At 31.5% G+C, this 13,985-nt stretch carries 13 protein-coding genes; 9 read left to right on the top strand and 4 right to left on the bottom strand.

Translation table 11 applies throughout. The features are described from left to right. The first annotated feature begins 571 nt into the window (after positions 1-571). From HMPREF2576_RS02010 to HMPREF2576_RS01975, 8 genes are all read left to right on the top strand, one after another. Positions 572-2,974, top strand: a complete 2,403-nt coding sequence (locus tag HMPREF2576_RS02010) for a DUF4040 family protein (RefSeq protein ID WP_070856332.1) — start codon at positions 572-574, stop codon at positions 2,972-2,974. Then, complete coding sequence (mnhB2, locus tag HMPREF2576_RS02005) at positions 2,961-3,386, top strand: Na+/H+ antiporter Mnh2 subunit B (RefSeq protein ID WP_001832105.1); 426 nt, start codon at positions 2,961-2,963, stop codon at positions 3,384-3,386. Before HMPREF2576_RS02010 ends, mnhB2 begins: the two co-directional genes overlap by 14 nt. Next, positions 3,383-3,727: a Na+/H+ antiporter Mnh2 subunit C gene (gene mnhC2 / locus HMPREF2576_RS02000; protein WP_001832057.1), complete on the top strand. Its 345-nt coding sequence runs from the start codon at positions 3,383-3,385 to the stop codon at positions 3,725-3,727. Before mnhB2 ends, mnhC2 begins: the two co-directional genes overlap by 4 nt. Further along, complete coding sequence (gene mnhD2 / locus HMPREF2576_RS01995) at positions 3,717-5,219, top strand: Na+/H+ antiporter Mnh2 subunit D (RefSeq protein WP_011082609.1); 1,503 nt, start codon at positions 3,717-3,719, stop codon at positions 5,217-5,219. The genes mnhC2 and mnhD2 overlap by 11 nt, the downstream gene beginning before the upstream one ends. Continuing rightward, positions 5,216-5,698, top strand: a complete 483-nt coding sequence (gene mnhE2, locus HMPREF2576_RS01990) for a Na+/H+ antiporter Mnh2 subunit E (RefSeq protein WP_001832121.1) — start codon at positions 5,216-5,218, stop codon at positions 5,696-5,698. The genes mnhD2 and mnhE2 overlap by 4 nt, the downstream gene beginning before the upstream one ends. Further along, positions 5,695-5,997 carry a Na+/H+ antiporter Mnh2 subunit F gene (gene mnhF2 / locus HMPREF2576_RS01985; protein WP_001832031.1) on the top strand — a complete coding sequence of 101 codons (303 nt, stop codon included), beginning with the start codon at positions 5,695-5,697 and terminating at the stop codon, positions 5,995-5,997. Before mnhE2 ends, mnhF2 begins: the two co-directional genes overlap by 4 nt. Further along, positions 5,972-6,436: a Na+/H+ antiporter Mnh2 subunit G gene (gene mnhG2 / locus HMPREF2576_RS01980; RefSeq protein WP_001832099.1), complete on the top strand. Its 465-nt coding sequence runs from the start codon at positions 5,972-5,974 to the stop codon at positions 6,434-6,436. Before mnhF2 ends, mnhG2 begins: the two co-directional genes overlap by 26 nt. A gap of 448 nt (positions 6,437-6,884) precedes the next feature. Continuing rightward, the gene (locus HMPREF2576_RS01975; RefSeq protein ID WP_001832160.1) at positions 6,885-8,924 is read left to right on the top strand and encodes a cation:proton antiporter; all 2,040 of its coding nucleotides are present in this window, start codon (positions 6,885-6,887) and stop codon (positions 8,922-8,924) included. 735 nt (positions 8,925-9,659) lie between these two features. Here the strand turns inward: HMPREF2576_RS01975 and mntC are convergent. Genes mntC through HMPREF2576_RS01960 form a run of 3 tightly spaced genes read right to left on the bottom strand, consistent with a single transcriptional unit; the run spans position 9,660 to position 12,169 of the window. Beyond that, positions 9,660-10,589 carry a manganese ABC transporter substrate-binding lipoprotein MntC gene (mntC, locus tag HMPREF2576_RS01970; protein ID WP_070856334.1) on the bottom strand — a complete coding sequence of 310 codons (930 nt, stop codon included), beginning with the start codon at positions 10,587-10,589 and terminating at the stop codon, positions 9,660-9,662. Next, on the bottom strand, positions 10,586-11,422 hold the full coding sequence (locus HMPREF2576_RS01965; RefSeq protein ID WP_001832042.1) for a metal ABC transporter permease: 837 nt from the start codon (positions 11,420-11,422) through the stop codon (positions 10,586-10,588). The genes mntC and HMPREF2576_RS01965 overlap by 4 nt, the downstream gene beginning before the upstream one ends. Continuing rightward, entirely contained in the window at positions 11,423-12,169 is a 747-nt protein-coding gene (locus HMPREF2576_RS01960) for a metal ABC transporter ATP-binding protein (RefSeq protein ID WP_001832084.1), read from the bottom strand. A gap of 119 nt (positions 12,170-12,288) precedes the next feature. On the opposite strand from HMPREF2576_RS01960, the gene HMPREF2576_RS01955 reads away from it, so the two are divergent. Then, a complete protein-coding gene (locus HMPREF2576_RS01955; protein ID WP_001832139.1) occupies positions 12,289-12,933 on the top strand; it encodes a metal-dependent transcriptional regulator in 645 nt (214 codons plus the stop codon). 164 nt (positions 12,934-13,097) lie between these two features. Here the strand turns inward: HMPREF2576_RS01955 and HMPREF2576_RS01950 are convergent, their stop codons facing one another. Beyond that, complete coding sequence (locus HMPREF2576_RS01950) at positions 13,098-13,844, bottom strand: M50 family metallopeptidase (RefSeq protein ID WP_002469172.1); 747 nt, start codon at positions 13,842-13,844, stop codon at positions 13,098-13,100. Positions 13,845-13,985 lie beyond the last annotated feature (141 nt).

Genomic DNA, 13,985 nt, shown 5'->3' with positions numbered 1-13,985 from the left:
TTGTTAAGTTGTAAAAGAAAAAATTGGAACCTGATATTTAAAATAACCAACTTAAAAGATTGATCAGTGTCTAAAATTACTATTTATATATGAATTAAAATATTAAGATCTCCCAATATGAGAATGAATTAGTTTAAGTTTATCGATGATTGAAAAATTATAGCCTCATGGATTCTATCTTATATAAAATAAAGTTCTATTCCCTTTTGGATATAAATAAGAATAGTTACCTTTTTGTGATATGCCAATTCAGAAAAAAAGCGACAGTGCTTGAATCTATGTATGCTCAATAAACTCATTCAAATCAACTAGCAATATCAAATCATAAATCGTGTTGCACCATAATAAGGATTAAAACCTGTTAGTTTAACTAATTTAAGAAAAACATTTGATTATCTTCTCTTTCAATCGGGAATATTAATTTCTATCATTCAACAATATTTTGGATATCAGATAACTTAAGAAATATTGAGATTTATTGAAATACGATATGTTTCAAATCGCCATACAATGATTACACTTAATAAATGATTACACTTAATATAAATGTAAAAAGAAAAGGAGGGGTTAAATGAGTTTAGTATATCTTATGGCGACTAATTTATTAGTCATGCTCATAGTTTTATTCACTCTGAGTCATCGTCAACTAAGAAAGGTTGCGGGCTATGTTGCATTAATAGCTCCTATTGTGACATCTACATATTTTATTATGAAAATACCAGATGTGATTCGAAATAAGTTTATTGCTGTTCGATTACCATGGATGCCTTCAATTGATATTAATTTAGATTTAAGATTAGATGGTTTAAGTTTAATGTTCGGCTTAATTATTTCGCTAATAGGTGTGGGTGTATTTTTTTATGCTACGCAATATTTATCCCACAGTACGGACAATCTTCCTAGATTTTTCATCTATTTACTATTATTTATGTTCAGTATGATTGGCATTGTAATAGCTAATAATACCATCTTAATGTATGTATTTTGGGAACTCACAAGTATTTCCTCATTCTTGCTTATATCCTATTGGTACAATAATGGTGAAAGTCAATTAGGCGCCATTCAATCTTTCATGATTACAGTGTTTGGTGGGCTAGCGTTATTAACAGGATTTATCATTTTATACATCATTACAGGAACAAACACAATTACTGATATCCTTAATCAACGCAATGCAATTTCACGACATCCTTTATTTATACCAATGATTTTGATGCTATTATTAGGTGCTTTTACCAAATCTGCACAATTTCCGTTTCATATTTGGTTACCAAAGGCCATGGCAGCACCTACACCAGTAAGTGCTTATCTTCATTCGGCAACAATGGTAAAGGCTGGAATCTTTTTACTATTTAGATTTACACCTTTATTGGGACTTAGTAATGTTTATATTTATACAGTGACATTTGTTGGTCTAATAACTATGTTATTTGGATCTTTAACTGCTTTACGACAATACGACTTAAAAGGTATACTCGCTTATTCTACAATAAGTCAATTAGGTATGATTATGACAATGGTAGGTCTAGGTGGCGGTTATGCTCAGCACACATCAGATGAATTGTCTAAGTTTTATATTTTAGTTTTATTTGCTGGCTTATTCCATTTAATGAATCATGCGGTTTTTAAATGTGCATTATTTATGGGCGTTGGTATCATTGATCACGATTCCGGAACACGTGATATTCGTTTGCTAAATGGTATGCGTAAAGTCTTCCCTAAAATGCATATTGTCATGTTGCTCGCTGCATTATCTATGGCAGGTGTTCCTTTTTTAAATGGCTTTTTAAGTAAGGAAATGTTTTTAGATTCGTTAACTAAAGCAAACGAACTTGATCAATATGGCTTCGTATTAACGTTTGTGATTATTTCAATAGGTGTCATCGCGAGTATATTGACTTTTACTTATGCACTTTACATGATAAAAGAAACATTCTGGGGAAATTACAATATAGAAAAATTTAAACGTAAACAAATACATGAACCATGGCTATTTAGTTTACCAGCTGTGATTTTAATGTTACTCATTCCAGTTATCTTCTTTGTTCCAAACGTTTTTGGCAACTTTGTTATTTTGCCCGCAACCAGATCTGTATCTGGGATAGGTGCGGAGGTTGATGCATTTGTGCCACATATTTCTCAGTGGCATGGTGTGAATCTTCCATTAATTTTAAGTATAGTTGTTATTATTATTGGACTTATTTTAGCTCTAGTTGTGAATTGGAAAGAGGTTACGCATCAAATAATCAAAAGTGCTTCGATTACAGATGGCTATCGGAAAATTTATAGAGAATTTGAATTATACTCAGCCCGTGGTATACGTGCATTGATGAATAATAAATTGAATTATTACATCATGATTACATTATTTATTTTTGTAGCTATTGTAGTTTATGGATATTTGACTGTGGGTTTTCCTCATGTACATCAGCTTCATATTAGTTCTTTCGGACCGTTGGAAGTTATCTTATCAGTTGTAACATTGATTATCGGCATTTCATTAATCTTTATTCGTCAACGACTAACGATGGTGGTATTGAATGGAATGATTGGATTCGCAGTTACATTATATTTTATTGCAATGAAAGCTCCAGATTTAGCTTTAACACAGTTAGTTGTTGAAACTATTACGACAATCTTATTTATTGTTAGTTTTTCGAGACTACCTAACATCCCTCGAGTTAAGGCAAATTTAAAAAAAGAGACCTTCAAAATCATTGTGTCACTTGTTATGGCATTGACGGTGGTATCACTTATTTTTGTTGCTCAACAAGCAGATGGTATGCCTTCAATTGCTAAATTTTATGAAGATGCATATGAACTTACAGGTGGAAAAAATATTGTCAATGCTATACTAGGTGACTTCAGAGCTTTAGATACTATGTTTGAAGGACTAGTGTTAATCATAGCTGGATTAGGTATTTATACGTTACTTAATTACAAAGATAGGAGGGGGCAAGATGAAAGAGAATGATGTAGTACTTAAATCAGTTACAAAAATTGTAGTGTTTATTTTGTTAACATTTGGATTTTATGTATTTTTTGCTGGCCATAATAATCCAGGTGGTGGCTTTATTGGTGGCTTGATTTTTAGCTCGGCATTTATCTTAATGTTTCTTGCCTTTGATGTAAATGAAGTGTTGAAAAGCTTGCCTATTGATTTTAAAAAATTAATGATTATAGGTTCACTCATATCTGTTGCAACTGCATCAGTGCCTATGTTTTTTGGGAAGCCATTTTTATATCAAACTGAAGCAAATGTAACATTTCCATTACTAGGACATGTTCATGTTACTACTGTGACTTTATTTGAGCTTGGCATCTTATTAACAGTAGTAGGTGTGATTGTTACAGTTATGCTATCTATAAGTGGGGGTAGATCATGAATTTAATATTACTCCTTGTGATAGGATTTTTAGTGTTTATTGGAACTTATATGATTTTATCTATTAATTTAATTCGTATTGTTATTGGTATTTCTATTTATACACACGCCGGTAATTTAATTATTATGAGTATGGGGAAATATGGACCTCATATGTCTGAACCGCTAATTCAAGGTCATGCTCAAAACTTTGTTGATCCTTTATTACAAGCTATCGTTTTAACAGCTATTGTGATTGGATTTGGTATGACTGCGTTTTTATTGGTGTTAATATATAGAACTTACAGAGTAACTAAAGAGGATGAAATAAGTGCATTGAAAGGTGATGAAGATGATGAGTAATTTAATAATATTGCCTATGTTGTTGCCTTTTGTATGTGCTTTAATTTTAGTCTTCACTAAAAATAAAAATCGTATTTCGAAAATCCTATCCATTACAACTATGATTGTTAATACAATGATTTCAATTGCTTTACTTATTTATGTCGTTAATCATAAACCGATAACACTTGATTTTGGGGGATGGAAAGCACCTTTCGGCATTCAATTTCTAGGTGATTCACTGAGTCTGCTTATGGTGTCAGTATCATCTTTTGTTGTTACGCTAATAATGGCATACGGCTTTGGTAGAGGGGAGAAGCGAGTCAATCGATTTCACCTTCCTACATTTATTCTTTTATTAACAGTAGGTGTTATTGGTTCGTTTTTAACTTCTGATTTATTTAACCTATACGTGATGTTTGAAATTATGCTTCTTGCTTCGTTTGTACTTGTTACATTAGGACAATCTGTTGAACAATTACGTGCAGCGATAGTATATGTTGTTCTGAATATTTTAGGTTCGTGGTTGCTTTTATTAGGAATTGGCATGTTATATAAGACAGTCGGAACACTTAATTTCTCACATTTAGCGATGCGATTGAATCATATGGAAAATAACCAAACAATAACGATGATATCTTTAGTATTTCTAGTTGCTTTTAGTTCAAAGGCAGCACTAGTGATTTTCATGTGGTTACCTAAAGCATATGCAGTGCTTAATACGGAACTTGCCGCGTTATTTGCAGCATTGATGACAAAAGTTGGAGCTTATGCGCTTATTCGTTTTTTTACTTTACTATTCGACCATCATCCAAGCGTCACGCATACATTGCTCGTGTTTATGGCTTGTATCACAATGATTATCGGTGCATTTGGTGTCATCGCTTACAAAGATATTAAGAAAATTGCGGCTTATCAAGTTATTTTGTCTATTGGATTCATTATTTTAGGTTTAGGTTCTCATACTATATCAGGTGTAAATGGTGCTATCTTCTATTTAGCGAATGATATTATCGTTAAGACATTATTGTTTTTTGTAATTGGTAGTCTTGTTTATATGTCAGGCTATCGAAATTATCAGTATTTAAGTGGACTGGCAAAAAGAGAACCATTCTTTGGTGTTGCATTTGTCGTGGTAATTTTTGCTATAGGTGGCGTACCTCCTTTTAGTGGCTTTCCGGGTAAAGTCTTAATATTCCAAGGGGCTATTACAAATGGTAATTATATTGGTTTAGCACTTATGATTGTGACAAGTTTAATTGCTATGTATAGTCTTTTTAGAGTGATGTTTATAATGTATTTTGGTGATGCTGACGGAGAACAAGTACAATTTAGACCACTACCTATTTATCGTAAAGGTTTACTTAGTGTTTTAGTTGTAGTGGTATTAGCGATGGGTATTGCAGCCCCTGTTGTTCTGAAAGTAACAGAGGATGCAACAAATCTTAATATGAAAGAAGATGTCTTTCAAAAGAATGTAAATACACATTTGAAGGAGGTTAATCATAAGTGAAGCAAGTTGTATTAAATATTGTTATCGCGTTCCTTTGGGTACTCTTTCAAGATGAAGATGAATTTAAATTTACAACCTTCTTTGCTGGATTTTTAATTGGTTTAATTGTGATTTATATTCTGCATCGCTTTTTTGGTGAAGAATTTTATTTGAAAAAGATATGGGTGGCTATTAAATTTTTAGCTGTATACCTATACCAGCTTATTACTTCTAGTATAAGTACCATAAATTACATCTTATTTAAGACGAATGAAGTTAATCCAGGTTTACTCACATATGAAACTTCATTAAAAAGTAATTGGGCTATTACTTTTTTAACGATTTTAATTATTATTACTCCAGGATCGACAGTTATTCGAATTTCTAAAAATACTAATAAATTTTTTATTCACAGTATTGATGTGTCAGAAAAAGATAAAGAAAATCTTCTAAAAAGTATTAAGCAGTATGAGGATTTAATTTTGGAGGTGACACGATGATTGAAATGTTCACTCAAATATTTATTATAAGTGCATTAGTGATTTTTGGTATGGCACTACTTGTTTGTCTAGTCAGATTAATTAAAGGTCCCACTACTGCTGATAGAGTTGTATCATTTGATGCCTCGAGTGCTGTTGTTATGTCTATTGTTGGTGTGATGAGCGTTATTTTTAACTCAGTGTCTTATTTAGATTCAATCATGTTAATTGCAATTATTTCGTTTGTCAGTTCGGTCTCAATTTCAAGATTCATCGGGGAAGGACGTGTCTTCAATGGAAATCATAAAAGACATCGTTAGTCTTATTGCTTCGATACTTATTTTCTTAGGAAGTATTATTGCATTAATTAGTGCAATAGGGATTGTAAAATTTCAAGATGTCTTTCTAAGAAGTCACGCCTCAACGAAAAGTTCTACATTGTCAGTATTACTAACTGTAGTTGGTGTACTGATCTATTTTATTGTGAATTCAGGTTTTTTCAGTGTCAGATTATTATTATCACTAGTTTTTATCAATCTTACATCTCCGGTTGGAATGCATTTGATAAGTAGAGCGGCCTACCGTAATGGTGCATATATGTACAGGAAAGACGATGCATCTAGACAATCTACTATCTTATTAAGCCAAAAAGAGTTTAATACGCCAGAAGAATTAAAAAAACGTGCAAAACTACGAGAAGAAAGACGAGAAAAATTATACTATAAAGAAAAAGAATATATTAATAAAATGGACGATTGATTGTTTAAGCTTTTAAACTACTAGCATATAAAAGATATATCTTTTATATGCTAGTAGTTTTTTGTATATCTGAGGTGAAGATATTAATGATATAAAAGCTATTTATTTAAGAATCTGGTTAATAAATGATAAAATTGTAAACAAGAATAATTGTGAATGACAGTTGTCACTAATTTTTTCAATGAAATTACACATAAGCATTTTCTCGTTCGAAGAAGCGAGCTTCATAAGTTAATTTAAATGTTCATGTTTGATTTCACTGATAAAGAAAATAATTGAGTTTTGAATAGTATATTTGTGGCATGATTGAGTGTTAATAGTTATGTCCTTACAGGAATGACTCTATTGTTATTATTTCACTTCTTCAGTGTTGCAGTAGATAACCTTGCAACTTTTTATTGTTTTGATGACTAAATTTGCAATTAAAAATTAATAAAGAGGTGAAAGTGTGGAGATATTTGAAACTCTACTCATATTTGTCGCACTAGTTATTGTGAGCTCCTTTGTACATACTTTCATACCTAAAGTACCTCTTGCATTTATCCAAATTTTCCTTGGGATGATTTTATACCTCACTCCCATTCCAGTTGAATTCAATTTTGATTCTGAATTATTTATGGTTACATTGATTGCACCACTACTATTCGTTGAGGGTGTTAATGTTTCAAGAGTACATTTAAGGAAGTATATCAAACCTGTTATGATGATGGCTCTAGGTCTTGTCATAACTACCGTTATAGGCGTAGGATTGTTTATTCATTGGATTTGGCCTGAATTACCTATAGGTGCTGCTTTCGCAATTGCGGCTATACTTTGTCCTACAGACGCTGTTGCGGTACAAGCAATCACGAAAGGTAAGGTTTTACCAAAAGGTTCAATGACCATTCTTGAAGGTGAATCTTTACTTAATGATGCTGCAGGTATCATTTCATTTAAAATTGCCGTAGGTGTATTGATTACTGGAACTTTTTCCATTTTTGATGCGATTCAACAATTTTTGATTGCCTCTATTGGAGGTGCTATTGTTGGTCTAATTATAGGCATGGCTTTAGTGAGATTTCGTTTAACATTAATGAGACGTGGCATTGAGAACATTAACATGTTTACATTTATACAATTGCTGACGCCGTTTGTCACTTATTTGATTGCTGAATTATTCCATGCATCAGGGATTATTGCAGCAGTAGTTGCGGGACTCGTGCATGGATTTGAACGTGACCGTATAGCTCAAACGAGAACACAATTACAGATGAGCTATAATCACACATGGAGTATTTTAGGCTACGTTTTAAATGGTTTTGTGTTTTCAATCTTAGGTTTTTTAGTACCTGAGGTAATAGTGAAAATTATTAAAACTGAACCGCATAATTTATTATTCTTAATCGTCATCACATTGCTAGTCGCTCTTGCGGTGTATCTCTTTAGATTTGTGTGGGTATATGTACTTTATCCTTATTTCTATTTATCTGTCAGTCCATTCCAAAAAATGATTTCTAAAAATGATGAAGATAAAGTTACTGAGAGTAAACCTAAGCGTAGCTTATATGCACTAATCATGACTCTATGTGGTGTACATGGAACCATTTCACTCGCAATCGCCTTAACCTTGCCATATTTATTAGCAAATCATGAAACATTTGCTTATCGAAATGATTTATTATTTATTGCTTCCGGAATGGTAATATTAAGTTTAATTATTGCACAAGTCATTCTGCCTTTAGTAACGCCTGATAGCCCTGAAGTGAAGATAGGTAATATGTCATTTAAAGAGGCGAGAATCTACATTTTAGAACATGTTATCGATTACCTAAATCAAAAATCGACGTTTGAAACGAGTTACCGTTATGGAAACGTCATTAAAGATTACCACGATAAACTCACATTTTTAAAAACGGTTGAAAAGGAAGATGAAAACTCCAAAGAACTAGAACGACTTCAAAAGATTGCATTTAACGTAGAAACAAAAACGCTAGAGAAATTGGTTGATGATGGCGAAATTACTGAGAGTGTTCTTGAAAACTATATGCGTTACGCTGAACGAACAGAAGTGTATAAACAAGCTTCGTTATTAAGACGAATTATTGTTGGTTTAAGAGGAATGCTATTGAAACGTCGTGTAAAAACAAAAATTAATTCGGCATCATCTCTTAGTGTTACTGATAACTTATTAGAATTGGGTAAAATCAATAAGCTTGTTCATTATAACGTCGTAAGTCGTTTAGCCAAAGAAGCTACTACTGATAATAAACTAGAAGTAGGTATGATTTGCGATGGATATCTGATGAGAATAGATAACTTAACACCAAACAATTTCTTTAATTCCAGACATGAAGATACACTTACCAAAATTAAATTAAATGCTTTAAGAGAACAACGTCGTATTCTAAGAGAACTAATTGAAAATGATGAGATAACAGAAGGTACTGCATTAAAATTAAGAGAATCCATTAATTATGATGAAATGGTAATTGTAGATAGTATGACATAATGAATAAAAAATAATATATAAGCAAAGCTTCCAAATGACTTCTTAAACTAAAGTTGATTTGGAAGCTTTTCTCATTTTAAAGGAAATGGTTGTTTAGAATATATTGCTCGGTTAAACATATTTGTATAGATCGTATTCATGTAGTTTAAAATTTTATTTAAAATGAAAAAGTTGCACTAATATCAACTGATTAGTGCAACTAACGTCTCCATGGGGAGGATAATGGATACCACGGAGATAACTGAGTGATTATTTGTGGCTTTAGTAACTATTCAAAAATTGAATAGAGCTTATAAATACTAATTACTATATAATGACACAAGTAATTAGATATTCATTGTATATACATTATTCACATTTATCGCTCAAAAATATGAAGTAATGTATTGGTACATCATCATTATTTAAAGCACCATTTACGGAGAGGGTGGGGCTTCAGTTTATTTATGATAATGCACAGCTAACTAATACCACCATATCGTGTGTAAAAGATGTTGTTTATATTATAGGAGGGTAATATAAAACCACACGATATGGGACTACTAGTTATATAGTATGATGAGTATAAAGGAGTAATCCTCTGCTCAAAATTTTTCAATATAATGGCAGACGATGACTGAGTTGAAAGTTGGCTTATAATAAGTTGCTTCAACTAAAGTCTTCGTTGCCATTAGCGACCGAATTCAAAACGAATCCGGTCTTATTAACATATCATTTAGGGCTATTTTTACCATGTTATTTCATACTACCATGTATTGTATCAATATTAGATTTCATCATTTTATAGTATGAGTCACCTTTAGTACCTTCCTTACCTATAGAGTCGGTAAATACTTCACCATAAATATCTTTCTTAGTTTCTTCTGATAAACTTTGCATAGCTTTTTTATCTACGCTTGTTTCGACTAATAAATGTTTTAAATGATTATCTTTAACAAATTTAATGGCTTGTTTCATTTGACCAGGTGTACCTTGTTTTTCTGTGTTTATCTCCCAAATATAACCTGGTTTAACATCGAATTGTTGAGCAAAATATTTAAATGCACCTTCACTTGTCATCATGGCACGTTGATTTTTGGGTATGTCATCAAATTTATTTTTACTATCTTTATTAAGTTCTTCTAATTTTGATATATATGCATTCCCTTGTTTTTCATATGTAGACTTATCTTTTTTATCATGATGTTCTAGTGATTTTTGTATTGTTTTTACGTATTTAATTCCATTCTCTAAACTTAACCATGCATGTGGATCTTGTTTGTTTTTGTTACCTTCCTCACCATTTAAGTATATTGGTTTAACATTATTTGATGCTGCTATCACATTTTTATCTTTTGTTGTTTTTCCTGCTTGGTCAAGTGCTTTTTCAAACCAACCATTTCCAGTTTCTAGGTTTAAACCGTTATAAAATACAACGTCAGCATCTGTTAATGCTTTAATATCTTTAGGTTTAACCTCATATTCATGTGGGTCTTGTCCTACTGGAACGATGCTATGAACATCGACCTTATTTCCACCGACACGTTTAACCATGTCATAGAGAATAGAGTTTGTAGTTACAACTTTTAATTTTCCTTCATGTGAGTGATGTTCATGGTTACTGTGATTCCCACATGCGGCAAGGATAATTAAAAATGCTATTGCTAAAGCGAGAATTTTTTTCACGTTAAAGCGCTCCTTTTTTGTTTATTTTTAATTCTAGTAATTGATAGCGTTACAATATAAATCATAAAGGTACAGATTACAATAGTTGCTCCACTTGGAATATTATATATATAACTAAAATATAGACCGATAATCGAACTTATCACGCTGATTATGCTTGCAATTACCATCATGGCATAAAGTTGTTTACTGATTAAAAAAGCTGTAGAAGCTGGAGTGATTAGTAAAGCAACTACAAGGATAATTCCAACTGTTTGTATGCTCGCAACTGTTACAAGTGCGAGTAATAACATGACAAAGTAGTGAATTAATGTTGTGTTCAGCCCGCTCATACGACTAAAAGTTGCATCAAATGTTGAAATCATTAAAGGTCTATAAAAGATAATAATAAGTAAAATAACCAGTACAGTAATGACAATTGTTGTCCAAAATGATTGATGTGTAATTGCTAATAAATTGCCAAATAAAATGTGATATAAATCTGTTGTACTATTGATTAAACTAATAATTATGACGCCAGATGCTAGGAATGCAGTGAAACTTATTCCTATTGCAGCATCTGGTTTTGTTTTACTGTTTGAAGTAATAAAACCAATAAACAAACTTGCAAGCATTCCTGTTACAAGTGCCCCGATAAACATTGGAATATTAAATAAGAAAGATAAAGCAACACCTGGTAAAACAGCATGACTCATGGCATCACCCATTAAAGAAAGACCACGTAAAACAATAATGCTACCCATCGTTCCACATACAATCCCAACTAAAATAGATGTGATTAATGCACGATTTAAAAATTGATAACTAAGCAAATGGTTAATGAAATCTAACATCTAATTCGTACTCCCTTGTGAGGATAGTGTTAAAAGCGAATCATCTTTGTAATTAATGAAAGTTGCATTTAATCGTTCAGATGATAATGCTTCTTTTGTTGGCCCTAAAAACTGCAACGATTGATTTAATAATAAAATGCGGTCAAAATATTGATCTGCTTTTGATAAGTCATGATGAACAATTAAAATCAATTTACCCATATGTCTTAAATGTTTAATTTTCTTCATAATAAGTTGTTCGCTATAAATGTCGATGCCAACAAAAGGTTCGTCTAAACAATAAATATCACTATTACTCATAAGTGCTCTTGCAACAAGAACACGTTGCAATTGTCCACCACTTAATTCTGCAATTTGTCGATGGCGTATATGGTCGAGTTCTAAATCATTAAGTAATTGGTTAAGTTTCGTTTTTTCAACTACACTCGCTTTTTTAAACCATCCAATGTCTTCATAACATCCTGATAGTATCACTTGATCCACTTTTATAGGAAAATCTAAATCGATATGAGCTTTTTGTGGGATATATGTAATATATCTAAGTTGTGTATGTATAGGGTGATCATATAATGTATGTTTACCGGTCGCTTTAAACTCTCCGATAAATGCTTTGAGAAGAGATGATTTACCGGCACCATTAGGTCCTACAATACCAATGATTTCACCATTTATAGGTAATGAGAATGTAATATCTTTAAGAATGTGCTTTTTTCCCAAAAATAAATTCAAATGATTCACTTCGAGCAATAATTAAAACCTCCTAATAAAAAGTTTAGGTTAACCTAATTTATTTTATAATATACTCTAAAGTTTTAACATGTCAAGTTAATTCATGGTACAATAAAGTGAATGTGTGAGGTGAAACGATGTTAACTGAAGAAAAAGAGGATTATTTGAAAGCAATTTTGACTAATGATGGCGACGTGTCCTTTGTATCAAATAAAAAACTATCGCAATTTTTAAATATCAAACCACCATCAGTAAGTGAAATGGTAGGGCGTTTAGAAAAGGAAGGCTATGTTGAAACAAAACATTATAAAGGTGCCCGTTTAACTGAAGAAGGGTTAAAGCAAACGTTAGACATCATAAAACGACATCGATTACTAGAATTATTTTTAATAGAAATTTTACAATATAATTGGGAAGAGGTTCATCAAGAAGCTGAAATACTTGAACATCGGATATCAGATTTATTTGTAGAACGTTTAGATAAGATTTTAAATTTTCCGAAAACATGCCCTCATGGAGGCGTCATTCCTAGAGGTGATCAATATAAAGAAATTTTTACTACGTCAATTCTTAATTTTGAACCTGGAGAACGTGTTACTGTACGACGAGTTCGTGATAAGACAGAGTTGTTAGTTTACTTATCAAGTAAGGATATTTATATTGGAAATACAGTTGAAATTGTATCCAAAGATGATACCAATAAGGTTATTATTCTTAAGAGGAATGATATTGTAACAATTTTAAGCTATGAAAATGCGATGAATATTTTTGCAGAAAAATAAACGATAAAAAGAGCCTAGGATTAATTTCCTAGGCATTTTTAAGATATTGGCATTTAGTGAAAGGATTTAAAGTGTGTTTGTAATAAGCGTTTTAAGTTACTGTCTCTTAGTTAGAATGTGCTTACTAATTCAATGTACATGATGATAAAATCTATTTATCGTATTTATAGTATTGTGTATTTGATTAATAAATACACAGTATAGAGATTGAATAATATCCACACTAAACTAAAGATAAAGGTGGGTACTCGAGTAACTTCCGTTAAAGCACTGCCATCCCAAGAAGGTTTAGGTCGTTGAAAGGTAAGACGAAAAATCGTCCATGAGGATTGTAATATTTCACCTAAAAGTACGCCTAAAATAAAATGGTAACTTAATGTGACAATGTCGTAAATAAACCATTGATGGTCTTGTTTAAATACTAAATAGAGTAAACTTGAGATGAGTATAATGACAATCAAAGGTGATAGTTTACGGGAAGTAATAAAGAAATAATATATAAAAATAAATAAATATATAGTAATAAATATACTTGGATATTGATAGTGAATAGATACCAATCCAGTTAAAAACATCAATGGTGGCATAAGATACCCGCCTATAGTTGTAATAAACTGACCTAAGTATCCTTTAGATTGTGTAATCGCATAGCCTTGTTGTGAAGTGACTTTTCTTTCTCTAGGGCTTGTCACAATGACAAGATCTTTGGCCTTTCCACCAGCGAGTTTGTTAAATAAGACGTGGCCAAATTCGTGTGTAAGTACCGGTATATAATTTAAATAAATATCTAAGAAAGCGTTAACACCTTTATTTCTATAATAGTGGATGATGACGTAAAGCAGTCCAATAACTAAAATAAGATAGATATTTAATTGGATAGTTGTAGTAATAAAATTTTGTAAATAAATCATGAGTGAACCTCGTATTTTTTAAGTTAAAATCATCTTTATTTAATTATATATAAAAATACTGTGGATATCCTTTAGACTTTAGATGTAAATGATTAGAAAATATTTTTTGTTTAAATTTTCATGTGTTAAAATAATTTATGC

The organism is Staphylococcus sp. HMSC063F05 (assembly GCF_001837075.1).
In the GTDB taxonomy this organism is placed as follows: domain Bacteria; phylum Bacillota; class Bacilli; order Staphylococcales; family Staphylococcaceae; genus Staphylococcus; species Staphylococcus epidermidis.
The sequence above is the reverse complement of the archived record's forward strand: the minus strand, read 5'-3'. Positions and strand labels throughout refer to the sequence as shown.

What these genes read in the sequence shown, in the direction of transcription:
- mnhB2 (WP_001832105.1), top strand. Translation starts at nt 2,961, where the DNA reads ATGAAAGAGAATGATGTAGTACTTAAATCAGTTACAAAAATTGTAGTG.
- mnhF2 (WP_001832031.1), top strand. Translation starts at nt 5,695, where the DNA reads ATGATTGAAATGTTCACTCAAATATTTATTATAAGTGCATTAGTGATT.
- HMPREF2576_RS01955 (WP_001832139.1), top strand. Translation starts at nt 12,289, where the DNA reads ATGTTAACTGAAGAAAAAGAGGATTATTTGAAAGCAATTTTGACTAAT.
- HMPREF2576_RS02010 (WP_070856332.1), top strand. Translation starts at nt 572, where the DNA reads ATGAGTTTAGTATATCTTATGGCGACTAATTTATTAGTCATGCTCATA.
- mnhC2 (WP_001832057.1), top strand. Translation starts at nt 3,383, where the DNA reads ATGAATTTAATATTACTCCTTGTGATAGGATTTTTAGTGTTTATTGGA.
- HMPREF2576_RS01950 (WP_002469172.1), bottom strand. Translation starts at nt 13,844, where the DNA reads ATGATTTATTTACAAAATTTTATTACTACAACTATCCAATTAAATATC.
- HMPREF2576_RS01965 (WP_001832042.1), bottom strand. Translation starts at nt 11,422, where the DNA reads ATGTTAGATTTCATTAACCATTTGCTTAGTTATCAATTTTTAAATCGT.
- mnhD2 (WP_011082609.1), top strand. Translation starts at nt 3,717, where the DNA reads ATGATGAGTAATTTAATAATATTGCCTATGTTGTTGCCTTTTGTATGT.
- mnhG2 (WP_001832099.1), top strand. Translation starts at nt 5,972, where the DNA reads ATGGAAATCATAAAAGACATCGTTAGTCTTATTGCTTCGATACTTATT.